Origin of the sequence: Chitinophaga sp. 22620, assembly GCF_052044405.1 — a bacterium.
Taxonomy (GTDB): domain Bacteria; phylum Bacteroidota; class Bacteroidia; order Chitinophagales; family Chitinophagaceae; genus Chitinophaga.
Map to the genome: position 1 here is coordinate 736743 of NZ_JBQEMV010000003.1, position 25751 is coordinate 762493.

Here is a 25751-nt window from a genome sequence, read left to right on the forward strand (position 1 = left end):
ACTACAGCTCTGAAATGATCATCAGCTGGTCCGTTACCGGGTTGATGGCTTTTAAGATATCATCGAAATAAGAAGGCCCGTACTGGGCGAAATAAGGGATGAAATTTTCCTTCCGCTCCTGCAGCGAGTTGCCGGGAAACAGGCGGTCTTTGATATGCCTGATCTGGTCCGTCTGCCATTGGAATTTTTTCTTCTCCGCCCGCAGGAACTTATGCTCCAGCTTGCCGATGGATTTGATGGCCCGGCTGCGTTCCGCATTTACCGCGTCAGCCAGGGTAACGTCTATGGAGCGGGCTTTTTCTTCCAGCTCGTTATACAATTTTTCTATGGCGGCATATTCGTCGCGCAGCACGAGGGCGGCGTTGGTGTGCTCGTGCACAAAGCGGTTCACCAGCAGCTCCGTATCTTCAAACAGCGCTACCGGGGCGATCCCCAGCTTTTTGAGGCGGTTGTTTTCCTCCCGCTTTATCCACAGGAAAGAATTGCGCAGCAGCACCACCGGGTAAGGCACTTTATGATGCCTGAACAGGTCCCTCAGCTCCAGCCAGTACGCCACTTCGCCCCCGCCGCCGATAAAGGCGATATTGGGCAGGATCGTTTCCTGGAGGATGCCGCGGAGGATCACATTGGGGCTGAAACGCTCCGGATGGGCGTGCAATTCGGCCCGCAATTCGTCCCAGGTGAACGACAACGATGTGTGTAATATCTTCCACATATCACCTTCACGTACAATGCGTTCCCTGATATTATCCTTTAAATAAAAAAGATTTATTTCACGCGGAGTTGCCTGCACTTTATAATGTTCAGCCAGCTTCTCTATGGTTTTGCTGACGATGGCTTCGGAGCTTTGTTCCCGCAATTCTTCTTCCATGACGGGGATCAGCTGCTGTTTGAAAGCCGGGTTGTCCGGTATCAGCACTACCACGCCGTAACAGCCGAAAAGCTCGTTCACCAGGAACAGCGTGGCTTCCTGTACGGTTGTATGCTCCTGGTAAGCCCTGCGCAGGATGTCCAGCAGCAGCGGCGCATGCGGCATATAGCCCGTTGCGCCCTCAATTTCATTGATCAGCTTTTCCAGTCCTGCGGTGCTCATACGGCCCACGGCGCCCGTCTGCTCCGTTTCCCAGGTCAGTTTGCCGCCTTCCAGGTTGATGGAGCCCAGCTCTTCCAGGTCCGCATCCTCGCTGCCCATGTAATACACCGGCACAAAATGGTTCTTGGGGTATTTGCGTTGCAGCTCCTGTGCTAGTTTGACAGTCTGGAGTATTTTGTACACGAAATACAGGTAACCCGTAAAGATGTTCGGCTGGTGCGCTGTACAGATCGTAAAGGTATTGGTAGCCTGTAAAAGACCGATATTGGCGCGCACCTCTTCCCGCAGTTCCATATGCCTGTATTGCGCATAGAGCACATCTGCCAATATGTCCCGACGCAGCGGCTGCGCGGCTTTTAACAACATTGCTTTATGAAAGTCCGGATTAATAGGGTTATATTCGTAGAAATTGCTCAATGGCGCGCGCGCTGCAAGAAAATCCGCAATCAGCGGGCTGCAGTAGCCTGTAGCGGCAAAAGGCAAAGTATGATAATTCACTGCTGGCAATATCTGTTGAGTCACCTGTTCTTATTTTGAGGACACGAAGATAACTCGAAACTACAATTATTCCTTCCTGCTGATATTACCATTTATCACAATTCATAGGGTGACCGGCTAATGACTGTTACACCCATTCCACAATTTTCCACGGCACCAGATTTGCAAATGAATAATGTCCTCCGGATGTTCCAATCCGCCGACCCTATACCCTGCTGAAATACCAGATAAAACAGAAAAAAAATACATCTTATGAAGATTGCGTATATAGCTTCGTATTTTCCCAGAGAGTGTGGAATTGCTACGTTTACCGAGCATTTGATAAAGGCCGTTTGCCGTGACGCGGACGATGTACCTGAAGTATCCGTTATTGCCATGAACGACGAAGGGCAGGTGTATGAATACCCGCCCGAAGTAACGTTTACCATCAGGCAGAACCATATGGAAGATTACCTGGACGCAGCCGCGCATGTGAACAGCAGCGATGTGGACCTCGTAGTGGTGCAGCATGAGTTCGGCATATTCGGCGGGGAAAGCGGCATATACCTTCTTCCTTTCCTTCACCAGATCAAAGTACCTTATATCGTTACGTTCCATACTGTGCTGAAAGAGCCTTCCTTTATGCAGAAGAGCGTGGTGCGGGAAATATCCCGACATGCATCGCGCGTGATCGTGATGAGCAAGCTGGCCATTTCTTTCCTGGAAGATATTTATGAAGTGCCCGCCGATAAAATGATGCTGATCCCTCATGGCGTGCCGGACTTCGAAAAGCTGACCATCCGCTCCGAAGTATTGCCGGAGGCCCTTCGCCAGCGCAGGGTGATATTCACTTTCGGCCTGCTGAGCAGGAACAAGGGCATTGAAACGGTGATCAAAGCATTGCCTTCCGTGATCAGCAAACATCCCGATATATTGTATGTGGTGGCCGGGAAAACACATCCCGCCGTGCTCCGGCATGCGGGCGAAGAATACCGGGAGAGCCTTCACGCGCTGGTATCACAGCTGAAGCTGGAAGACCATGTGTTGTTCGTGGACAAGTTCCTGACAGAACACGACCTGTTCGCTTACCTCATCCACAGCGATATTTACGTTACTCCATATCTTAGTGAAACCCAGATTACCAGCGGCACTCTTACTTACGCACTGGGTGCAGGTGCCGCTGTTCTTTCCACGCCATACTGGTATGCGAAAGAATTGCTGGAAGACGGCCGCGGCCAGCTCTTCGGTTTTTCCCAGCACGAAGAGCTGGGCTCCCTCATCCACAACCTGCTGGACGATCCCGACGCGCTCGAAGCCCTGCGTTCAAAAGCCAGCGAATACGGCCGCGAGCTACAGTGGAGCCGTATGGGCGCCCGTTACCGCCAGCTGGCACGCAAGATCCTGAGCACGCCCAGGCCTGCGGCCGTCAACAACCGCCCCCTGCCGGACGCATCGTACCTGCCGCCGCTAAACTTCACGCACATACGCCGTTTAACGGACGACACCGGCATCGTGCAGCACGCCAAATACGGCATTCCCAACCTGAAGGAAGGTTATTGCCTGGACGATAACTCCCGCGCGCTGATGATGATGCTCATGGCGCAGCCTCACCGTAAAAGCAAGGAGAACCCGGACCTGCTGCCGATCTACCTCAGCTTCATCCACTACATGCAAACGCCGGACGGCAATTTCAGGAACTTCCTGAGCTTCAGCCGCCAGTATCTCGATGAGGTGGGTTCTGAAGATTCGTTCGGCCGCACCGTATGGGCGCTGGGTTACCTCGTGCGGCACGCGCCCAACAACTCCTACCGCGAGTTCGCCACCGAGCTGTTCCATAAATCGACACAGCACTTCGCTTCGCTGGAACACCTCCGCGGGCGCGCCAACGCAGCTATCGGCGTATGCCATTACCTGCATTACCACCCCTCCGACGAAGGGATGTTCACCGTGCTGGACAATCTCGTTCAGCCTCTGGTAACAGCCTGGGAAGCCAATAGCACCGATAAATGGCACTGGTTCGAAAAGAGCATGACCTACGATAACGGCATATTGCCCCTTGCCTTGTTCCATGTTGCCGGGCTGACCGGCAATGAAAAGATACAGGCCATCGCGATGGAAAGCCTTTCCTTCCTGGAAAACCTCACCATGCACCGTGGCTACTTTGCACCGGTGGGCAACGAAGGCTGGCTTTGCGAAGGCGGCGACTGCCCGCTGTTCGACCAGCAGGCCATCGAAACCATGGCCATGGTATTGCTCTACCAGCAGGCGCATGCCGTTACCGGCAACCGTTCGTACCTGCAAAAGATGTTCACCTGCTACAATTGGTTCCTCGGCGAAAACGCGCTGCGCGTGCCGCTGTACGACCACGAAACGCACGGCTGCTGCGACGGGCTTTCACCCGCCGGCGTGAACCGCAACCAGGGCGCCGAAAGCACGGTGGCTTATTTCATCTCGCACATAGCCGTGCTGAAGAGCCTCGAAATGATGCCCAGGCAGGAAAAAAATGTCAAAACCACCATCATCAGCACCAGTACCGGGATGGTCAGTAAAATCAGCTAGGCATACATGAAAATAGCGGTACTCTCCCCCGTTGCATGGCGTACGCCGCCCGTGCATTACGGTCCATGGGAACAAATGGCCTCCAATATCGCGGAAGGGCTGGTGGCAAAAGGCTGGGACGTTACGCTCTTTGCCACCGGCAATTCGCAGACGGCCGGCAAGCTCGAATCCATCTGCGAAAGCGGTTACGAAGAAGACCGCAGCCAGGACGCGAAGGTGCTGGAATGCCTGCACATCAGCCACCTGATGGAACAGGCTGACCAGTTCGCCATTATCCACAATCACTTCGACTTCCTGCCCCTCACCTATTCGGGACTGATACGCACGCCGATGGTGACCACCATTCACGGTTTCTCCTCCCCGCGCATCATTCCTGTTTACAAAAAATATAACGACACCGGGCATTACGTGTCCATCAGCAATTCAGACCGCAGCCCGCAGCTGCGTTATGCCGCCACGGTATACAACGGCATTGATCCTTCCGGCTTCGGTTACGTTGAAACGCCGGAGGACTATCTCCTGTTCTTCGGCCGCATCCACCCGGACAAGGGCGCCCGCGATGCGATAGACATTGCCAGGCAAACCGGTCACCGGCTGCTGATGGCGGGCATTGTGCAGGATGAGGCGTATTTCCGGGAAAAGGTGGAACCGCTGATAGACGGCGAGCAGGTGCGGTTTGTAGGGCATGCCGGGCCTGAGCAGCGCAACCGGCTGCTGGGCAATGCGAAGGCCTTATTGCATCCCATTCATTTTGAAGAGCCCTTCGGGCTGAGCGTGGCGGAAGCCATGATGTGCGGCACGCCTGTGATCGCTTTCAACAGGGGCTCCATGCCTGAGCTGATCGGGCATGAAAAGACCGGCTTCCTGGCAAAAAACACCGCAGAAGCCGCTGCGTTCGTCGGCCAGCTGCATGCCATCCGGCGCGAACAATGCCGGGAATGGGCCATTTCACGGTTCAGTATGCAAAAGATGGTGGACGACTACGTGAAAGTATATGAGAAGGTGTTGTTGCAAACAACGATACTTCCACGGAATAATTTATAAGGGCTTCCATAATAACAAATACCAAGGGCGCAGCTATCTGAAACGGCTGCGCCCTTTTAATTATTTTAACCTGCGGTCATCCTTCGCGCACCTTTTCCAGCAGGTCTTCCAGGTGCACGGTAGCAAAGGAAGAGGCGTAGTCGGACAGGCCGTATGGAATGATCAGCTCGTTGTTGTGTATCAGCGAACCGCAGCTGTAGAGCACGTTGGGCACATACCCTTCCCTTTCATCCTTGTTGGGCACTACCAGCGGCTCTTTCAGCCTGCCGATCTCGATCTTCGGGTTCTCCAGGTCCAGCAGCGTGGCGCCCAGGCAGTAGGTGCGCATCGGGCCTACGCCGTGCGTGATTACCAGCCAGCCCTCCGGCGTTTCGATGGGCGAGCCGCAATTGCCGATCTGCACGAACTCCCAGGGATACTTGGGCGTTTGCAGTATCTCGGGGTTCTCCCAGATATTGATCTTATCCGAGTACATGATGTAATTGTTGATCCCGTCTATCCGGCTCATCATGGCGTATTTGCCGTTGATCTTCCGCGGGAACAGCGCGAGGTTCTTGTTCTGCGCGCCTTCGCCGTACAGCGGCATGATCTTGAAATGATAGAAGTCGCGGGTGGCCAGCAGCTTGGGCTGGATGGTAACGCCATCGAAGGCGGTGTAGGTGGCGTAATAGGTAACGCCGCTCTTGTCGCCTGTGTATTTCACGAAGCGCGCATCTTCGATCCCGCGGCTTTCCGCTTCGGAATAAGGGAATATCACGCGGTCGGATATATCGGTATCGAGCGAAAAGTTGATCTCGTAATAAGAATCCGCCAGCCAGAGAAGGCGTTCCAGGTTGCGTTTCAGCAGGTGGTCCACCTGGTAGCGCTGCTGCATATCGCGGATCAGCTTTTTGAGCGCCACGTATTCGAATGTATCCGGCAGTGCGCTGCTGATCTCGCGGATCACGGAATCGGGCAGCTTGATGGATACGGCGTTCTGGAAAAAAACATTCTTATGGTAAACGGTGTTGCGGATAATGTCCGGCTCGTCCACATAATTGCCGGCAGGCACAATGGTGATCTCGTTGAACCGGTTGATGATGGCCTGGCGGAATACGATAGAGCTCACGTGCCCTTCGCCCACGGCCCTGAAGCTAAGCACCACGCGCTTTTCCCCTTCTTCCAGCCCGCTCTGGTCCACATCTTCCACGATGGAAGGATTGAAGAACGCGGCCGATTCGATGGAAAACTCGTTGGTGAAAAAGGAGCCGATCAGCAGTTTCCGCCGCTGGCTCAGCTCATTATATTCGATCTTTAGCGCGCTGAATAAATTCCTCAGCTTTTCTGCATGCCTTTCAAAAACGCGGGTAATGTTCCGGTGGCGCCTGGAAAAATTACGCAGCAGCGGGGTCAATTCCTTTTCCACATCCTCTTCCGACATTTCCATCACTTTAAGAATGATGCCCTTCGCCCGCGCGTCGCCGTTGAAGAAGAACCTTGCTACCACCCGCTTAAGATCAGGGGTGATTTTAGTCTGTTGCCGCTCGATAGGAATTCTCATATACCAACAATTTTTTTAGACGATAAACATGCATGTGAGCCCGCTGGTCATTCCAAACAATGGAAGCCATCGGGCAGTACCGCCCCTTTCTTCACAACAACAATGCCATCCTTCACGGTATACTTTTCAAAATCACCGTCTTCCAGGTGCCTGCCGCCGTTAATACGTACGTCGTTCCCTATGCAGGCGTTTTTGTCGATGATCGCATTGTTGATATAACAACGGTCGCCGATGCCGATAGGCGGCCGGCCTTTGCTGCGGGCGCTGTTGATCTCGTCCAGCGTTTGGTAGATATCGTTCCCCATCAGGTAACTGTTGCTGATGGTAGTGCCTTTGCCGATACGCGTGCGGATGCCCACCACGCAACGTTCCAGGCGGCTGGCATTGATGATGCAGCCGTCCGCTATCACGGTCTTTTCCAGCGTGGTGCCGGAAATCTTCGCAGGGGGCAGCATGCGGGCGCGGGAGAAGATGGTCTTTGAATCGTCGAAGAGGTTGAACTGCGGGATATCGTCTGTAAGGCCAAGGTTGGCTTCAAAAAAGGAAGAGATATTACCGATGTCCGTCCAGTAACCTTCGTACTGGAAGCTGAGCACCTTGTGCGTGTCGATGTTGTTGGGAATGATCTCCTTGCCGAAGTCCGTCGCTTCAGGGCTGTTGGTCAGCAGATCGAACAAAAGCTGTTTGTTGAAAATGTAGATACCCATGGAAGCGAGGTAAATACGGCCTTCCCGCTGCATTTCAGGGCTCACCTCGGAGCTCCAGTCCGGCAGCAGCTCCTTCTTCGGCTTCTCGATAAAAGAGGAAATAAAGCTTTCCTCGTTCGTTTTAAGGATACCGAATTCTGTGGCCTCCCGCGCATGCACGGGAATGGTGGCGATGGAAATATCCGCCCCTTTGTCGATATGGTGCTTGATCATCTCCCGGAAGTCCATCTGGTACAGCTGGTCGCCGGACAGGATGAGGGCATATTCGAATTCGAAGTTCTCCAGGTGCCGCAGCGTTTGCCGCACAGCATCGGCCGTTCCCTGGAACCAGGTGGGATTGTCCGGCGTTTGCTCCGCAGCCAGGATATCCACGAATGCCTTGCTGAAATGGCTGAAGTGATAGGTATTCTTGATGTGTTTGTTCAGCGAGGCGGAGTTGAACTGCGTAAGCACGAAAATGCGGTGGAGGTCTGCGTTGAGGCAGTTTGAAATGGGAATGTCCACCAGGCGGTATTTTCCTGCTACGGGCACGGCAGGCTTGGAGCGGCTGCGGGTCAGGGGATAGAGCCTCGTTCCGGCTCCGCCGCCAAGAATTATGGAGATCACTGCATTAGACATAACGTAAAACTATTTTAGGCTGGTGTATAGATCGATGTACTGTTGTGCTGCTTTATCCCAGGAATGGTCCTGCTGCATGGCGGCCTTCCTGATCTTTGAAAATTTTGTTTTGGTGGCGGACAGTTCCAGCGCGCGGCTGATGGCATGGAGCACATCGCCCGCCGTGGCGTGAAAGAACCGGATACCGGTGCCGCCCTCGTCCCCGAAATCGGTTACTGTGTCTATCAGTCCGCCCGTGGTACGTACAATGGGAATAGTGCCGTACCGCATGGCGTACATCTGGTTCAGGCCGCATGGCTCCACGCGCGAAGGCATGAGCAGGTAGTCTGCCCCGGCGTATAACTGGTGACTGAGCGTTTCGTTATAACCGATATACACGTTAAAGTGTTCATTGGCATATGTGCGCGTTTGCTGCAACATCCATTCGATGTGCGCGTCGCCGCTGCCCAGCACCAGGAAGTTGAGCTGCCCGGGATGGTCTGCCAGCGCCCGCCCGATGATCTCCGGCAGGAGGTCCGCCCCTTTGTCTCCCACCAGCCGGCCGATGAACACGAACATGGGAAGGCCCGGATCCAGGTCGAACGCTTCGCAAAGCGCCTGTTTGTTCGCCAGCTTTCCTTTGGCCACGTCCTTCAACCCGTAACGGGTGGGGATCATCGCGTCTTTGGCAGGGTTCCAGACCTTATCGTCTATCCCGTTGAGGATGCCGCCCGCTTTTACCCGCTCCGTGCTCAGCAAGGCTTCCAGGCCGTTGGCATTGTGGAAAAGCTCTTCCATATAGCTGGGAGACACGGTGTTGAAACGCCAACAGCATTTGATGGCCGAAGCCAGCGGGTTGATGGCGCCGTTCCAGTCCAGCATGCCGCTCTTCCACAGGTCGAACGATGGGATAAGGTACAGCTTGTTCCATCCGAACTGCCCCTGGTATTGGGCGTTGTGGATGGTGACCACCGTGGGGGTATCTTTCAGGCGTTTGTATTTGTAGCCGTATTGAACGAGGAAAGGGATCAGGCCGGTGTGGTGATCGTGGCAGTGGATCACATCAGGCAGGTGCTGCCATTCATTCAGCCAGTCCAGCACCGCTACCTGGAAGGCCAGGAACCGTTCGGTATCGTTGAAATAACCGTAAACGCCCGCGGTGTCCAGCAGGCCGGGAATGTCCACCTGGTAAAGGTCGAACCCCAGCACGTTGGCGCTTTCCTTCCAGACATTAAAGTGGTACCAGTCGTGGCCAAGCCACAACCCGCCCTGGTGCACCAGCTCAAACTGATGCTGGCCGTTTTCCCTGAAAGGGGTCTTGTAAGCGGGCATTACCACTTTGGCAATGGCTCCCGCCTCATACTGATACTTTGGCAAAGCGCCTACCACATCTCCAAGGCCGCCGACTTTGGCGACCGGGTAACATTCCGCGCTGACGTGTAATATTTCCATACTGCATATAATTTAAACCGATAAAGCCAGAATTCAAAGGATCAGCAATAAAATTTAAAAAAGGATCGGGAAAAGCCCGTCATTGCGAGGAGCGACGAAGCAATCTCTCCTGGTATTGGAAGCATCTCCATTCAATGCAGGAGATTGCTTCGTCGCCCTCCCGCTTTGGCTCCGCTGCTCCTCGCAATGACGGGCTTTGCTGGCCTGGATTAGCTTATGCACAATGACCTGGCTCCCCGCGTTGACGGGCTTTGCCGGCCAACGTTAACTTATGCAAATGACGGGCTCCGGAGAATGAGCCGGGGCTCCCCTGTTCCAAAAAAATAATACATTGCAATATGCAGTTCGGACGGCAGGACCTCAGCGTCCTCAACAACATCGATTTCAAATTACCCGCGGAACCGGCTTTTAACCGCGGGGTGCTTCCCGGCAGGCCCGCCGCGCAGCCTGTTATCAGGATGGGCGCTACCAGCTGGAACCGGAAAGACTGGCTGGGCGGGGTTTTCCCAAAGGGCACCAAAGAAAAGGACTTCCTCCAGGAATATTCCAAACACTTCAGCAGCGTGGAGCTGAACGCCACCCATTACAAGATCTATCCGCCGGAAACCTTCCGCGGCTGGGCGGAAAAGGTGGGCAACCCGGAGTTCCGCTTCTGCCCCAAGCTGCCCCAAAGCATCAGCCATTATTCCAATCTTGTGAACGCAAAAGACCAGACGGACGCGTTCCTGGAAAGCATCCTGGCCTTTGAGGGCACGCTCGGGCCCGTGTTCATGCAGATGAGCGAAAGCTTCAGCCCGGCGCGGAAAGACCTGCTGTTCACCTACCTGGCCTCCCTGCCCCGCGACCTTCGCTTTTTCCTGGAGCTGCGCCACCCGGACTGGTTTGCCGATCCCCATCATGCCACCGCGCTGTACAACAACCTCCGCAACCTGGGCATGGGGCTGATCATCACCGATACCGCCGGCCGCCGGGACGTGGTGCATATGCACCTGCCGGTGCCCCGGGCCATGATCCGCTTTGTGGGCAACAGCCTGCACCCGACGGACTACCAGCGGGCGGACGATTGGGTGAACCGGCTGGCCTTCTGGCTGGCCAACGGGCTCGAAGATGCCTATATTTTCATGCATATGCACGATGATATCGCCGTTCCTGAAATGGCCATTTACCTGGCGGATAAGCTGGAAGCCGCTACAGGCCTGAAGATCAGAAAGCCGTACATCCACCGGGAAAATACCCTCTTTTAGGGCCTATTTTAACAGTCTGGTGAATGTATTATTTTCGCCCTCATGATCAAGCGAGAATTGCTGGAAAAGCTAGGCCGGGAACTGAAAGGCGAATTGTTTACGGACGATACCATGCGCACCCTGTACGCCACAGACGCTTCCGCATACCGGGAAATGCCCCTTGCGGTAGCCATCCCTGAAGACGAATCCGACATCAAGACCCTCATCCGGTTCGCCCGGGAACATAAAACCTCGCTGATACCACGGACCGCCGGCACCTCGCTGGCCGGCCAGGTGGTGGGGAACGGCATTATCGTGGACGTTTCCAAAAAATTCACCCGCATCCTGGAGATCAATACCGAAGAACACTGGGTGCGCGTGCAGCCCGGCGTGATCCGCGATGAGCTGAACCTCTTCCTCCGCCCCTACGGCTTTTATTTCGGGCCCGAGACCTCCACTGCCAACCGTGCCATGATAGGCGGCATGGTGGGGAACAACTCCTGCGGCTCCAATTCCGTGGTATACGGCAGCACCCGCGAGCATTTATTGTCCGTCAACGCCATCCTCAGCGATGGCAGCGAAGCCAGCTTCGGCGCCCTTACAGCCGATGAATTCCATGCCAAATGCGAGGCGGAAGACGGGAAGCTCGAAACTGCTGTATATAAGCAGATCCGTACCCTGCTGGGCAATGCGGACACCCAGCGGGAAATAAGGAAAGAATTCCCCAAACCGGAGATACTGCGCCGCAATACCGGCTACGCCGTAGATATGCTGCTGGAAACCGCGCCGTTTACCGCCGGGAAAGAAGATTTCAACTTCTGTAAGCTGATAGCAGGCTCCGAAGGCACCCTTGCTTTCCTCACCGAGATCAAACTGAACATTTCGCCGCTGCCGCCCAAAGAAACAGGGCTGCTGTGCGTGCATTTTAATACCATCAACGAATCGCTGCGGGCCAACATCATCGCCATGCGGTACAAACCCAGCGCCAGCGAGCTGATCGATCATTTTATCCTCGAATGCACCAAAGACAATATCGAGCAGCGCAAGAACCGCTTCTTCGTGGAAGGCGACCCCGGCGCGATACTCGTAGTGGAATTCCTGCGCAATACCCGCGAAGAGATCGTTGAAGTGGCGGACAGGCTGAAGGCCGACATGCAGGCCGCGGGGCTGGGGTACCATTTCCCGCTCCTTTTCGGGGAAGACACCAAAAAGATATGGACCCTGCGCAAGGCAGGACTGGGCCTGCTCAGCAACCTGCCCGGCGACGAAAAGGCCGTGCCCGTGATCGAAGACACGGCGGTGGCCGTGGAAGACCTCCCGGATTACATCGCCGAGTTCAACCAGATACTCGAAAAATACGATCTCTTCTCCGTTCACTACGCGCACGCCGGCAGCGGGGAGATCCACCTCCGCCCGATCATCAATCTCAAAACAGAAGAAGGCAACCAGCTTTTCCGCACCATTGCGGAAGAGATTGCGACCCTCGTTAAAAAATACAACGGCTCGCTGAGCGGCGAGCATGGAGACGGGCGCCTGCGCGGCGAGTTCATCCAGCAGATGATAGGCCCGAAGAACTACCAGCTGCTCCGCCAGGTGAAATACACCTGGGACCCGGAGAACATCTTCAACCCGCACAAGATCGTGGACACCCCGTCTATGAACAGCAACCTGCGGTATGAGCCCGGCAAAAAGGCGCCGGACCTGAAGACCATTTTCCATTTCCCGCACCAGACCATCCTTCAGCACGCGGAGCAGTGCAACGGCTCCGGCGACTGCCGCAAAACGCATCTCAGCGGCGGCACCATGTGCCCCAGCTACATGGCCACCCGCAGCGAGAAAGACACCACCCGCGCCCGGGCGAACATCCTGCGCGAAGTGCTCACCAATTCCGCCAAGGATAATAAATTCGATTCCAAAGAAATATACGATGTGCTGGACCTCTGCCTGGCCTGCAAGGGCTGTAAGTCCGAGTGCCCTTCCAACGTGGACGTGGCCAAGATGAAGATGGAGTTCCTGCAACATTACTACGATGCCAACGGCGTTAGCATGCGCACCTGGATGATCGCGAATTTCAGGATGCTGACCGGCATGGCGGCCATTGCGCCGGGCATTTACAACTGGCTCGTAAAGGGCGACCTGTCCAGCAGGCTGATCAAACGTTTCTCCGGCTTCGCCGAAAAACGCTCTATGCCCACGCTGGAACGGAAAACGCTGCGCAGCTGGCTGAAACAAAACCCGCAGACCGTAACACAGGCCCGCAAAGTATATCTCTTCTGCGACGAATTCACCAACTACAACGACACCCACGTGGGCATCAAAGCGGTGAACCTGCTGCGCAGGCTGGGTTACGAAGTAATACCCGTAGATCACCCTGAAAGCGCGCGCGCCCTGCTTTCCAAAGGCTTCCTGCGCAAAGCGAAAGTGATCGCGGAAAAGAATGTAACGCTCTTCAGTAACCTCATCAGCGAAGAAACACCGCTGGTAGGCATAGAACCCTCCGCCATCCTGGGTTTCAGGGATGAATACCCGGACCTTGTGAGCGACGGCCTGCGCGATACCGCCAAACAGCTTGCGAAGAACGTGTATATGGTAGATGAATTCCTGTCTATCGAAGCCGACCTCGGAAACATCCGCAGCGATATGTTCAAAGCCGCGGACACGAAGATCAAGCTGCACGGGCACTGCCAGCAAAAGGCGCTCAGCAGCGTGCTGCACAGCAAAAAGATACTGAGCCTCCCCGGGGGTTATTCCGTGGAGGTGATCCCTTCAGGCTGCTGCGGCATGGCCGGTTCGTTCGGTTATGAGAAAGAGCACTACGATGTGTCTATGAAGATCGGCGAGCTGGTATTGTTCCCCGCCGTGCGCAATGCCGCGGAAGGCACGCTGATAGCCGCTCCCGGCACCAGCTGCCGCCACCAGATCAAAGACGGCACAGGAGCGAAAGCACAGCACCCCGTGGAAATATTATATGACGCGCTGGTATAGCTGAACAAGCGTGCACAGGCGGATGTAGGCATTCGTCCACACCGGCGATCGTGGCAGCATAATTGCGGGAAAACTGTTGTTACTAACAGCCCTGCATTATGAAACACGCACTTCAGACCCTGTTCATTTCCGCCGTTGCGTTCACCGCCTGCAACAACGCAGCTAAAAAAACAACCGCAGGCTCTACAGCCATTGAGCCGCCCGCAGCAGTAGCCACCGGCGACAGTCTGCCGGCGCCCTATGCAACGGACACCGTGCGGAACAATTCCACCGTAGTGGGCTGGCCCGAAGGCAAAACGCCGCAGGCCCCTCCGGGCTTTACCGTGCAAAAATTCGCCAAAGACCTGAAGAATCCCCGCTGGATATATGTGCTGCCAAACGGCGACATCCTTGTGGCCGAAGCCAATAAAAAGCCTCGCAGCCCCAGTGCGGACCGCATCACCCTCTTCCGCGATACCAACAACGACGGGCTGCCCGACGAACAGCGGATATTCATGAGCAACCTCAATTCCCCCTTCGGCATGCTGCTGCTCGGCAACCAGTTCTACGTGGCCAATACGGACGCGCTGATGGTATTCCCTTACACCGCCGGCGCAACGGAAATAAAAGACCCGGGCAAAAAGATACTGGACCTGCCCCTCGGGGGCTATAACAATCACTGGACGCGGAATATCATTGCATCCAGGGACGGGAAGAAAATATACATCGCCGTCGGCTCGGGCAGCAATGTGGCGGAGCATGGCATGGCCAACGAAATACGCCGCGCCAACATCCTTGAAATAAACCCTGACGGCAGCGGCGAAGCGGTATTCGCATCGGGCCTGCGGAACCCCGTGGGCATGGATTGGGCGCCCGGCACCAATACACTTTGGACCGTGGTGAACGAACGCGATATGCTGGGAGACGACCTGGTGCCTGATTACCTCACCAGCGTGCAGAGCGGCGGCTTCTACGGATGGCCTTACTCCTATTTCGGGCAGCATGAAGACCCGCGCATACAGGGCACGGATAAAAAGCCGGACCTCGTGGCGAAAGCCATTGTGCCGGAACTGGGCCTGGGCTCGCATACGGCTTCGCTCGGCCTCGTGTTCTACACCGGCAACACTTTCCCGGAGAAATACAAAGGCGGCGCATTCATCGGCCAGCGCGGCTCCTGGAACCGTTCCGTATTGTCAGGCTACAAAGTGGGTTATGTGCCTTTCAGCAACGGGAAGCCTGCGGGCAAAATGGAGGACTTCCTTACCGGGTTCATTTCGGATATTGACAAGTCCGAGGTTTACGGACGGCCGGTTTGCGTAGCCGTTGCAAAGGACGGCGCGCTGCTGGTGACGGACGACGCATCCAATACCATATGGCGCGTAACGCCTTCCAGGTAAAAGAACTGTTTCTTCTCAGATAAAATTTCCCGCCCGTTTGCGCGAACACGCCAATGAGCCACTCCATTATGTTTATCCGAAGCACAGAGCCGTGCCGTTCATTTAGCGGAGAAAGTGGGGGCGCAAACCGTTACGGAGTAAAAAATTGTACTTTTGCCACATGGGTAAAAAGACAGGACCGATCGGCGTTTTTGATTCAGGATATGGCGGGCTCACCGTGCTGAAGGAGATCGTAAAGGAATTGCCGCAATACGACTACATCTACCTTGGCGACAACGGGCGGGCGCCATACGGCATCCGCTCCTTCGAAACCGTGTACCACTATACGCTCGAATGCGTGCAGCATCTTTTCAGGATGGGTTGCCACCTGGTAGTGCTGGCCTGCAATACCGCTTCCGCCAAAGCCCTGCGCACCATCCAGCAGAATGACCTGCCGGGTATAGATCCCGAAAAACGCGTGCTGGGCATTATAAGACCCACTACGGAGATAGTGGGCGATTACTCCAAAAGCAGGCAGGTAGGCATTTTCGGCACCACCGGCACTGTCAGTTCCCAGAGCTACCCGATCGAAATAGAAAAGTTCTTTCCCGATATTACCGTGTACCAGCAGGCCTGCCCCATGTGGGTGCCGCTGGTGGAGAACAATGAATACAACAGCGAAGGCGCGGATTATTTCATCAACAAATACATCCGGCAGCTGATGGTGCAGAGCGGGGATATAGACACTATCGTGCTCGGCTGTACGCATTATCCCTTGCTGGCAGACAAGATACAGCAGCATCTTCCGCCGGACGTCACCCTGCTTTCACAGGGTACTATTGCCGCGAAAAGCCTGGCGGACTATCTCCGGCGGCACCCCGAAATGGCCGCCAAATGCAGCACCGGGGGCACACGGGAATTCTACACCACAGACGATACCGAGACCTTCGACCGGCAGGCGGGCATCTTTTTTGAAGAGCCTGTGAGCAGCAAACACCTCAACCTTTAAGGGCATTCTTTCAAAATAATTCGTAATTTGATTTAAAGACATCTAATTTATGCTGAGTAAAACCATACAGGAAGCGCTGAACGCGCAAATAGGGCTGGAAGCCGCATCATCCCAGGCATACCTTGCCATGGCCTCCTGGGCAGACATTCAACCCGGCCTACAGGGCGTTTCGGAGTTCTTCTACAAACAATCCGACGAAGAAAGGGTGCATATGCTTAAGCTTATCAAGTTCGTGAACGAGCGTGGCGGGTTTGGCATCGTTCCCCACCTGGGCCAGCCCATCATCACTTTCCAGTCCATCAAACGCGTGTTTGAAGAATTCCTCGCGCATGAGATCAAGGTGTCCGAAAGCATCAACGACCTGGTGCATATGGCGCTCCAGGAGAAAGACTACGCCACCCACAACTTCCTGCAATGGTACGTATCGGAGCAGATAGAAGAAGAAAGACTGGCGCGCACCCTCAACGAAAAGCTTGAAATGATCGGTGAAGATAAAAGCGGCCTGTACCTCTTCGACCGCGACATCCTCAACTTCCGCATGCAAAGCAGCGGAGGCGCCGGCGGCAGAGGCGGTCATTGATCTTACTGTAAAAAATCGTTTAAAACGCCCGGCGATATATCCGCCGGGCGTTTTATTTTCATGCCATTAACAAATCAATTACATTTCAACGCTGGAACGTTAACAAAGCACGCTCTACATTTGCGGTATATTTGACCACCAACTGAAGACGTAAACCATGACACAAAAAATTGTTAACTGATGGGCTCAATTTCCCCTATGAGCAGCCGAAACCATTTTCTGAGATATTTATTGATTGCAGGGCTGATCATTACGCTGGTGAGCCTTGTGCTGGCCGTGCATGTGCGCCAGCAGCGCTCCGCCAGGCTCGAAAACGCCGTACGCCAGCTTTCTTCAGCGGGCGAACAGATGGAATGGATAGACCATGCCGTAATTAACCTGTACGCCGCCGAAAATCATTTCCGCTATTTCACCCTTACTTACGGGAACGAACATTTTAATAATTACAGCAACGCCCTGCAGCAGGTAGCGGCCGACCTCGATTCGCTGGAAGCGCACCGCATACGGCAGGAAGATCTAGGCGGTATGCTGAAGGATGTGGAACGGAAAAGCAACCTCTTCCTGCAGGTGAAGCAGGGCATGGATTCGCTGCTGATCAACAGGGTGAGCTGGGATACCAGCGCAGCGCACAACGCGTTCGCCGCCATGCCCAGCTTCCGTTTTTCGCAGAAGATACAGGTGGATACCATCAGTGCCGGGGCGAAGAACGGGAAACGGAAAAAACTGTTCGGCCGCCTCGCGGATGCCATTGCACCTAAAAAGAACAAGCCCGATACCGCCAAGACCATCAGGACAGTGTATTCCGTGGAGAGCCCGAACCACGAGCAGATGGAACAGATCCATGCGTACTACAACAACCTGTATAAAAAAATAGCGCAGGGCCAGATGAACCTCAACAACACCGAGCTGGGCATGATCACCTCCAGCGACCGGCTGCTGAAGGCTTTGCAGGCAGACCTCGCATCGCTGAAAAAAGAGGAGATCGTTGCCTCCGCGCATAAAAAAGAAATACTCGCTGCGGACATCGGGCGGCTGCTCGCCGGGCTTGACAGGGCCACGCTGCGCGGCGTATGGCTTATCAGCCTGCTTACGCTGCTCATTCTTTTCCTGCTCTGGTTCGACTACCGCAAAGGCCTCCGCCTGCAAAAAGCCAAGCAGTCCGCCGAAAAATACTCCAAGCTCAAAAGCGACTTCGTTGCCAGCATGAGCCACGAGATCAGGACGCCGCTCAATTCCGTGATCGGGTTTTCGGAGCAGATGGCGAAAACAAAAATGGACCACGAGCAGGAAGAGATCATGAACGCGATCAATCTTTCCGCCGGCGTATTACTGAACATCGTCAACAATGTGCTCGACTTCTCCGCCCTGGAGCAGGGCAAGCTGGCGCTGGATACGGCCGTATTCTCGCCCCGGAAAGCCATTGAGGACACGATCAGGGGCCTGCACATCCAGGCTTCGCGCAAAAAATTAGACCTCCTCTCCGATATCCGTTTCCCGAAGGAAACCATGGTGGAAGGCGATGCATTCCGTTTGAAGCAGGTATTGTTCAACATCATCGGCAACGCCATCAAATTCACCAACGAAGGCGGCGTAAAAGTGAATGCCGACCTGCAAACGCTTGATGGCAAAGCCATGCTGAAGATCTCCGTGGCAGATACCGGGATCGGCATCGACCCCAAACACCTCCCGTATATCTTCGACGAGTTCACGCAGGTGCCCGGCGCCAAAGGCACCTCAGGAAGGCATGAAGGCAGCGGGCTGGGCCTTACCATCGTACGCAAGATCGTGGAGCTGCACGGCAGCACGCTGGAAGTGGAAAGCGTTCCGGGCAAAGGCACCACCTTCCGTTTCACGCTTCCCTATCAACCCGCCAGCCACACCATCATTATCCACCAGCCGCCGCCCGCCAGGGCAAAGCCCCGCCAGTCGCACATCCTGGTGGTAGATGATAATAACCTCAACCGCCGGCTCCTGGAAATGATCCTCGAACGGCTGAACATCACTTTCGTGTCTGCCGGCAACGGCGTGGAAGCGCTGAAACTGATGGCCGAGAACCAGTTCGATGTAGTGCTCACCGATATACAGATGCCGGAAATGGACGGGCTCACACTGGCAAGACGTATCCGCGGCCTCAGCGATCCCCAAAAATCCAGGCTGCCCATATTGGCCATTACGGGGAACGTGGTGAAGGAGGATCTTGAAACGTACATGGCCGCGGGTATAGACGGTTATGTGCTCAAACCGTTCAAAGAGGCTGAAATACTGGAAAAACTCAGGGACATACACCCGGTGAAAAAGTAAAACCACGCGCGAAGCGTGGTTTCCGTAAGTTAACCCGGCAGGTAGCAATCAATCTTGGGGCAGCCGGGTATTAAAATTTCGCTAACAATGATAACACCGGCAGGCAAGTTTAATGCCATGGCATAACTCCTTCATTTTCATATAGCCATGCCTGTTTATCCTGTACGATATTGCACAGATTTGTCCGTATCCGGACAATTTTATTCCGTGTAATCCAGGTCTTTATCAAAAGTTTCAGTTAACCCGCGCAGGGCCAGCAGCGCAACGATCATGGTAAGCAAGCCCACCGCGGCGGCGCTGTAAAGCACACCCCAGAAAGGTTTCAGGTAAAGGAACAAAGTAGTGAGCGGGATCACCGCACCTCTTACGAAATTTGGAACGGTGGTAGCCACCGTTGCGCGCAGGTTGGTGCCGAACAATTCGGCGGCCACCGTTACGAACAGGGCCCAGTAGCCATTTGTAAAACCAAGCAGCGCGCAAATGATGTAGAAGGTCGTGATGTCTTTGAACGGGAGGAATAAATAAACGGTGATCATGAGTGTGGACAGCAGCAGGAACAACAGGATGATCTTCTTCCTGCTGCGCACCAGCTGGCTGAGCAGCCCGCTTGCAATATCGCCGAACACCTGCCCGGCGAATGCCAGCATCACCGCTTTACCGGCCACTACAGGGGCAGACAGGTCCATGGCCCGGCCGAATTCCGGCGAGAACGTGATGAGGATACCCACCGCAAACCAGATCGGCAAACCGATGGCAATGCATTGCAGGTAACGCAGCGCTTTGCCACCGTCTGTAAACAACGACAGGAAATTCCCCCTCGACACCTGCATCGCTTTTGTTTTCGCATAAATGCCGGACTCCATCACCCGCACGCGCAGCAGCAATAACAGCAAACCCAGGCCGCCGCCGATGAAGTACGATATGCGCCACTGGAAAAGATCGGCCATGAAATACGCGAGGATGGCCCCGATCACGCCCAGTGTAGCCACCAGCGTAGTGCCGTAGCCCCGTATCTTGCGCGGCAGCACTTCCGTAACGAGCGTAACACCCGCGCCCAGCTCTCCCGCCAGCCCGATGCCTGCAATGAAGCGCATGAAAGCATATTGCGGCACCGTTTCCACGAAACCGTTCGCGATATTGGCTAAGGAATAGATCAGGATGGAACCGAACAGCACAGAGAGCCTTCCCTTTTTATCGCCCAGCACGCCCCAGAGAATGCCGCCGAGGAGCAGGCCGAACATTTGCATATTCAGCAGCAACGCACCTTTATGCAGCAGCTCATCATCCTTCAGGCCGAGCGATTGCAGGCTGGGCACGCGTACTACGCTGAAAAGGAAAAGATCGTACATGTCTACCAGGTAACCGAAGGCTGCAACCAGCACAGGCAGGCGCAGCAGTTCCCTGGCCGTGGAATTTGTCCGGGTCATACGTTGGATTTAATTTATAATCTGGAAATGGTGAGGCCGCCGTCTACCATCACTACCTGCCCCGTGGAATAAGGCAACACGCCGGAAGCCAGCATGGCTACCGCTTTGCCCACATCGTCAGGCAGGCCCCAGCGGGGTTGCACCAGCAGGCCGTTCTCTATCAGCCGGTCATATTTTTCCTGCACGCCGGCAGTCATATCCGTGGCTATTACCCCCGGCCTTACTTCGTATACGGGAATGCCGTGCGGGCCCAGCCTTACGGCGAACAGCTGCGTCATCATGCTCATGCCCGCTTTGGCAATGCAGTATTCCCCGCGGTTGACGGAAGCCACCGTAGCGGAAATAGAGGAAATATTGATGATGCAGCCCTGCAGGTCCGGCGTTTGCAGCATGCGGTTGGCCACGGCCTGCGACAGGAAAAACGCTCCTTTCAGGTTGGTATTCAGCAGGCGGTCGTAGCTTTCCTCCGTGGTTTCGAGGATGTCTTTCCTTTCTTTCGGCGCCACGCCGGCATTGTTGACCAGCACATGCAGCAGGCCGAAGTGGCTGTAGACCTTTTGCAGCACCTGCTCCCGCTGCGCCGCGTCCGATACGTCGCCTGGGCAATAGACCACCTCCGCCCCAGCCTCCCGCAATGATTGCAGCGCTTCCTGCACCGCGTCTTCGTTGCGCACGCCGTTGATGGCCAGGTTGAAACCCTGCTGCGCAAGATGCCTGGCTATGCCCAGGCCGATGCCGCGGCTGCCGCCGGTGACCAGCGCCGTTCTTTTTGTTGCCTTACGGTCTTCCTGCTTCATAACGGATCGATATTTACCCAGCAGCGCCTGGCCCAGCTTTCCAGGCCTTTCTCCGCCAGTTGTACGCCCTTGGCGCCTTCTTTCAGGTTCCAGGGAAAAGGTTCGTTTTTGACTACGTGGCGCAGGAATAATTCCCATTGCGCCTTGAAGGCATTGTCGTACACCTCCTGGTCCGGCACTTTCGCCCAGCCTTCGAAAAAACGGATCGGCTGCTCCACATCCGGGTTCCATACGGGTTTGGGCGTGTGACCGTAATGCTGCACATAACAATCGCGCAAGCCGGCTACTGCCGAGCCATGCGTACCGTCTACCTGCAACGTAAGCAGATCATCGCGGCGAACCCTGGTGGCCCAGGATGAGTTGAAGTGCGCAATGACGCCGCCTTCCAGTTCAAACGTGGCATAGGCCGCATCGTCTGCGGTGCATGCGTATGGATCGCCTTTTTCGTTTATCCGTTCGGGTATGTGGGTTGCCCCGAGGCAGGATACCGCTTTCACTTCGCCAAACAGGTTGTCCAGCACATACCGCCAGTGGCAAAGCATATCCAGGATGATGCCGCCTTCTTCTTCCTTCCTGTAGTTCCAGCTGGGGCGCTGCGCAGGAATGGAATGCCCTTCGAACACCCAGTAGCCGAACTCTCCTTTCACGGATAATATCCGCCCGAAGAAATCCTGCTGTATCAACCGTTTCAGGCGGAGCAGGCCGGGCAGCCAGAGCTTATCCTGCACCACGCCGTGTTTCAGGCCGGCCGCCTCGCAGAGCCGGTATAGTTCCATGGCCACGGCGGTTCCCGAAGCAATGGGCTTTTCACAATAAATATGCTTGCCCGCGGCAGCGGCCTTCCGTACGCTCTCCGCGCGCATGCCCGTGGTTTGCGCATCGAAATAAATGCTGTAGCGCGCATCTTTCAGCGCCGCATCCAGGTCCGTCGTATAAGCTTCAATACCGCTTCTTTCCGCCAGCGCTTTCAGCCGGGCCATGTTCCGGCCCACCAGCAACGGTTCGGGGAGAATGTATTCCGTATCGCTGAGCTTTACGCCGCCCTGCTGTATGATCGGCACGATGGACCGCAGCAGGTGCTGGTTGGTGCCCATCCTGCCGGTTACGCCGTTCATGATGATGCCGATGCGGTGAATGGTCTTTTGTGTATCAGCCATGTGATGTTGTTTTCAGGAATGATGGATGTATGCCTGTTTTATTTTTTCAAGGAAAACCAGCTGATCGCCCGCCCAGTATTCAGTGGAAAATATTTCCACTTCATGGTACCCTTCAAAACCGGTTGCTTCCACCCAGGCCCGTATCTGTTTTACAGGGATGCAGCCCTCGCCCATCAGCGCGCGGTCCAGCAGCAGGTCGCGGGTGGGCACGCGCCAGTCGCAGATATGAAAGGCGAACAGCTTGCCGTTGCTGCCGCAGCGGATGATCTCCTGTTGCAGCGCGGGATCCCACCAGAGATGATAAACGTCTACCGCCACACCTACAAAAGGCGAGTCCAGCTGTTCCGCCAGGTCGTTCGCCTGCGACAATGTATTGATGGCGGAACGGGTATCCGCATACATGGGATGCAGCGGTTCTATGGCGAGCCTGATGCCTGCGGCTTTCGCATAAGGTTCTATAGCCGCAATGCCTTCTGCGATCTGGTGGCGCGATGTTTCCAGCGGCTGGCCCGGCGCCGCTCCGCATACCAGCACGATCATGGGCGCGCCCAGCGCCGCCGCTTCTTCGATGGCGCGGAGATTATCTTCTATGGCCGCCTGCCTGCCCTGTGCGTCCGTATGCGGGAAAAAACCGCCCCGGCAAAGCGATACGATGTTCAGCCCCGCATCCCGCAGCAAACGGCCGATGGCGGCAATATCACGGCCTACCAGCGCGTCGCGCCAAACGGTGATGCCGCCTATGCCCGCTTTGGGATAGGCATCCGCCGCCTGTTCTATGCTCAGCGGCTTGGTGGTGATGGTATGCACGCAAAGCCTGTTCATGCCACACAATTAAAGAATGCGTAATAAGGTTCGCCGGTGATGAGGCGCTGCACGGTGAGCGCCAGCTCGCGTATGTGGTAGTCGCCCCACATGCAGGATTCTCCGTAAGGAGCGCGGCCTTCTTTTGGCGTGTAGTCCCAGCCGTTAGGCCGGTGATATATGGTGTGCAGCAGCAATCCCTGGTGCGATGCGTCTGTACTGAGATAGGGTTCCTGCAACAGCGTTTCCAGGATGGTAAGGCCTGCCTGGAAATATTGTTTGCCGTCTTCGCCGCCGAGGTATTTACCCAGGCGGACAAGGCCCTGCGCCGCGATGGCCGCAGCGGAGCTGTCCACCGGTTCATACGGGTTAAAGGGATCGGCGGGTTTGGAAAGATAATCGCCCATCCTGGCAAGGCCCGGCGCGCCGGTGTCCCAGTAAGGCACGCCGTCAGACGGCGTATGCTGGATATAGAAATCGCAGGTGGCCCTGGCGGCTTTTTCTATCCAGGGCAGGTGCGGTTTGGCGGAAGGTATGTTCACGAGGAATTCCAGCTCTTCCGCGAAGCCGAGCATGGCCCAGGCCAGGCCGCGCGTCCAGGTGGTGAAGCCTGAAAAGCCCTGTTGTGCGTTGGGCGCGCGGAAGTTGCCGTCGTTGGTGTTGAAGATACATTCATGCGCCGTGCGGCCTTTTTCATCGTAAATGTCGCGGCCTTCGCCGTACCAGATATTGTAGGTGGCGGTGGTTTTCATGTGCTGCAGCGCGCGTTCCAGCAGGCTGATGCGCACATCGTTCTCCCCTTGCAGCACGTGGCCGAGCTGGTGGCTGACCATGAGGATGCGGCAGCTGCGGATGGTGTCTACAAACAGCGAATGCGGGCCGTTGAAGGAATAGATGTATCCCCCGCCGCCGGCCACCGGTGTAAAGCGGGCTGCCTGCACAGCGCCGGACACTTTCAGGGCGAGCTCATAGAAGCTGATCTCCCATTCATTCGGCGGGATGCGTTCTTCCCGGATGAGGCGCAGCAGGTTGCCGTAGGTGCTGACGTTGTTGAAACCATGATCGTGCACGCCGGTGTGGCTGAGGTGCGGGGCCATGGACTGCACGGTGTTGTGCCGCCCGATGTCGAGGAACTGGTCGTCGTCCGTAGCGTCGTATTGCAGGATGGCGGAGCCGTACTGGAAACCCTGCGTCCATTCCGTCCAGCCGCGGGTGGTGTAAAGGCCCTGGCGGGTGAACACGGGAGCGCCCTGGGTGGTGTTGTAATGTTTTTCGATGTGCAGGATCTTTTGGGCGGAAAGTTGCCAGAACTGCTGAAGCCGGGCAGCCAGGTGCTGCGGCTGTAATGATCCGTTGATGTTTATCATGGGCCTGTGCTTTGGGTAACGCAGGAAAGGGGCCGGCAATGCCGCTCCGTTTTCATACGTGGTGTTGGAAATATCTACAGCTCCTGATACCGGCTATTGTGGCCTGACTGGTGAATTATCATAACGTGAAATCCGAAACGTTCCGGCCGGTATTTATGCAAACGTTTACGCACATATCAAGATAATACAAATTCCGGAACTATTCCTCTTCCTCCTTTTCCTTTAGCGCCCTGATCGTTTTGAGGTGGCCCGTGGGGGTTTTGCCATAGTGTTTGCCGAAGATGCGGGAGAAATGTCCCTGGTCTGAAAAGCCGGTCATATAAGCGATCTCGGAGAGCGAGTATATATCTTCCTCCATCAGCTGCATGGCTTTTTCCATGCGCAGGCGGCGGATCTCTTCCCCGAAAGCGTGATGGTCAGGGTGTTTGGCGAGGCCGCCGGGGTCTATTTTCAGGCGTTCGGCCAGGCCGGCGAGGTCCAGCGAAAGATTGGTATCGATATCATCCTGTACGAAGGCGGCGATCTCTTTTACCCATTCGGGTTTCTTAGCCCTGTCTGCATACTTCTGCGTAATGAACCGGTGGAACACTTCCATCAGTTTACTTTCCGCATCCGGCAGCAAAGGTTTGCGAACATGCCTGGCCCAGCTGTAGACCGCATCATATATGACCATGCTTTGTTGCAGCAGCGCCTGATCATTTTGTTCGTTATGCGCCATGCCGGCTGCGATGGCGCGCAGGCCGGACGATTGCGGAGTGAGGTGGAAACGGCTGGTGGCGGCGCCTCTCACGATGTTGGCCACTTCCTGGAGGGCGGGGTCTGTGAGATGATGTTTTTGGATGAACACATCAAACAGGCATTCGTCGTGACGTGCGGTATAGGAAGAGCCTTTTATATTAAAGGGGATCACGTCTTTTTCAGCGAGAGTGGCGGTGAGCAGTTCGTGTTCAACATACACTATGTTGGCGTCAGGATCGATGAAACGGATGATGAGCCATGAGCAGGCGATAGTTTCCATTTGCGGGCGTTGGAGAGTGATCCATTTCATAAAATTCTTATACTTATAGGATTTTAAGATGTGATTTTAACCTAAAATCATGTTTTTTTAACAATTCTTCTGTTAACAGGTTCCTAATCCCCGGAAATAATGCCGCGGCGCCTGGCCGATGCCCTCAGGTTATCACACTTATTAGCGCTGAAATTCCCTGCCATGCGATAACACACAAAATAATATTTTCATGAAAATTTGTTTTTCCCGGGAATTCTTTTTTACTTGAGAT

General features: G+C 55.2%; 18 protein-coding genes. 8 read left to right on the plus strand and 10 right to left on the minus strand.

Features of this window, described 5'->3' with window-relative positions:
• Window position 1: 1 nt before the first annotated feature.
• Window positions 2-1615 carry a bacillithiol biosynthesis cysteine-adding enzyme BshC gene (bshC, locus tag ACTJIK_RS18425; RefSeq protein WP_440648777.1) on the minus strand — a complete coding sequence of 538 codons (1614 nt, stop codon included), beginning with the start codon at window positions 1613-1615 and terminating at the stop codon, window positions 2-4.
• A 228-nt stretch (window positions 1616-1843) separates the two neighbouring features.
• On the opposite strand from bshC, the gene ACTJIK_RS18430 reads away from it, so the two are divergent.
• On the plus strand, window positions 1844-4129 hold the full coding sequence (locus ACTJIK_RS18430) for a glycosyltransferase (protein ID WP_440648779.1): 2286 nt from the start codon (window positions 1844-1846) through the stop codon (window positions 4127-4129).
• 6 nt (window positions 4130-4135) lie between these two features.
• Window positions 4136-5173, plus strand: a complete 1038-nt coding sequence (locus ACTJIK_RS18435) for a glycosyltransferase family 4 protein (RefSeq protein WP_440648781.1) — start codon at window positions 4136-4138, stop codon at window positions 5171-5173.
• 76 nt (window positions 5174-5249) lie between these two features.
• On the opposite strand, the gene ACTJIK_RS18440 is transcribed toward ACTJIK_RS18435, so the two are convergent.
• The 3 genes from ACTJIK_RS18440 to ACTJIK_RS18450 are packed head-to-tail and all read right to left on the minus strand — an operon-like array spanning window position 5250 to window position 9469.
• On the minus strand, window positions 5250-6713 hold the full coding sequence (locus tag ACTJIK_RS18440) for a glycoside hydrolase family 130 protein (protein WP_440648783.1): 1464 nt from the start codon (window positions 6711-6713) through the stop codon (window positions 5250-5252).
• A gap of 47 nt (window positions 6714-6760) precedes the next feature.
• Window positions 6761-8038 (minus strand): glucose-1-phosphate adenylyltransferase, encoded by a 1278-nt coding sequence (locus ACTJIK_RS18445; RefSeq protein WP_440648785.1) that lies wholly within the window; start codon window positions 8036-8038, stop codon window positions 6761-6763.
• A 9-nt stretch (window positions 8039-8047) separates the two neighbouring features.
• Window positions 8048-9469, minus strand: a complete 1422-nt coding sequence (locus tag ACTJIK_RS18450) for a glycogen synthase (protein ID WP_440648787.1) — start codon at window positions 9467-9469, stop codon at window positions 8048-8050.
• Between the two features lie 338 nt (window positions 9470-9807).
• Here ACTJIK_RS18450 and ACTJIK_RS18455 point away from each other — a divergent pair, with 338 nt between their 5' ends.
• The 6 genes from ACTJIK_RS18455 to ACTJIK_RS18480 all read left to right on the plus strand — a co-directional run bounded on the left by ACTJIK_RS18455 (window position 9808) and on the right by ACTJIK_RS18480 (window position 18922).
• Complete coding sequence (locus tag ACTJIK_RS18455; RefSeq protein WP_440648789.1) at window positions 9808-10713, plus strand: DUF72 domain-containing protein; 906 nt, start codon at window positions 9808-9810, stop codon at window positions 10711-10713.
• Between the two features lie 42 nt (window positions 10714-10755).
• Window positions 10756-13677: an FAD-binding and (Fe-S)-binding domain-containing protein gene (locus ACTJIK_RS18460; protein ID WP_440648791.1), complete on the plus strand. Its 2922-nt coding sequence runs from the start codon at window positions 10756-10758 to the stop codon at window positions 13675-13677.
• A gap of 98 nt (window positions 13678-13775) precedes the next feature.
• Entirely contained in the window at window positions 13776-15053 is a 1278-nt protein-coding gene (locus tag ACTJIK_RS18465) for a PQQ-dependent sugar dehydrogenase (RefSeq protein WP_440648793.1), read from the plus strand.
• A gap of 160 nt (window positions 15054-15213) precedes the next feature.
• Window positions 15214-16041: a glutamate racemase gene (gene murI, locus ACTJIK_RS18470; RefSeq protein WP_440648795.1), complete on the plus strand. Its 828-nt coding sequence runs from the start codon at window positions 15214-15216 to the stop codon at window positions 16039-16041.
• A 49-nt stretch (window positions 16042-16090) separates the two neighbouring features.
• Entirely contained in the window at window positions 16091-16621 is a 531-nt protein-coding gene (locus ACTJIK_RS18475) for a ferritin (RefSeq protein WP_440648797.1), read from the plus strand.
• Between the two features lie 198 nt (window positions 16622-16819).
• On the plus strand, window positions 16820-18922 hold the full coding sequence (locus ACTJIK_RS18480) for an ATP-binding protein (RefSeq protein ID WP_440648799.1): 2103 nt from the start codon (window positions 16820-16822) through the stop codon (window positions 18920-18922).
• A 200-nt stretch (window positions 18923-19122) separates the two neighbouring features.
• Here the strand turns inward: ACTJIK_RS18480 and ACTJIK_RS18485 are convergent, their stop codons facing one another.
• The 6 genes from ACTJIK_RS18485 to ACTJIK_RS18510 all read right to left on the minus strand — a co-directional run bounded on the left by ACTJIK_RS18485 (window position 19123) and on the right by ACTJIK_RS18510 (window position 25519).
• Entirely contained in the window at window positions 19123-20349 is a 1227-nt protein-coding gene (locus ACTJIK_RS18485) for an MFS transporter (protein WP_440648801.1), read from the minus strand.
• A gap of 14 nt (window positions 20350-20363) precedes the next feature.
• The gene (locus tag ACTJIK_RS18490; RefSeq protein ID WP_440648803.1) at window positions 20364-21146 is read right to left on the minus strand and encodes a 3-ketoacyl-ACP reductase; all 783 of its coding nucleotides are present in this window, start codon (window positions 21144-21146) and stop codon (window positions 20364-20366) included.
• Window positions 21143-22303, minus strand: a complete 1161-nt coding sequence (locus ACTJIK_RS18495) for a Gfo/Idh/MocA family protein (RefSeq protein ID WP_440648805.1) — start codon at window positions 22301-22303, stop codon at window positions 21143-21145. The genes ACTJIK_RS18490 and ACTJIK_RS18495 overlap by 4 nt, the downstream gene beginning before the upstream one ends.
• 12 nt (window positions 22304-22315) lie before the next feature.
• The gene (locus tag ACTJIK_RS18500) at window positions 22316-23125 is read right to left on the minus strand and encodes a sugar phosphate isomerase/epimerase family protein (RefSeq protein ID WP_440648807.1); all 810 of its coding nucleotides are present in this window, start codon (window positions 23123-23125) and stop codon (window positions 22316-22318) included.
• Window positions 23122-24471 carry a glycosyl hydrolase gene (locus ACTJIK_RS18505; RefSeq protein WP_440648809.1) on the minus strand — a complete coding sequence of 450 codons (1350 nt, stop codon included), beginning with the start codon at window positions 24469-24471 and terminating at the stop codon, window positions 23122-23124. Before ACTJIK_RS18505 ends, ACTJIK_RS18500 begins: the two co-directional genes overlap by 4 nt.
• Window positions 24472-24670: 199 nt before the next feature.
• Window positions 24671-25519: a chromate resistance protein ChrB domain-containing protein gene (locus ACTJIK_RS18510; RefSeq protein ID WP_440648811.1), complete on the minus strand. Its 849-nt coding sequence runs from the start codon at window positions 25517-25519 to the stop codon at window positions 24671-24673.
• Between the last annotated feature and the right edge of the window lie 232 nt (window positions 25520-25751).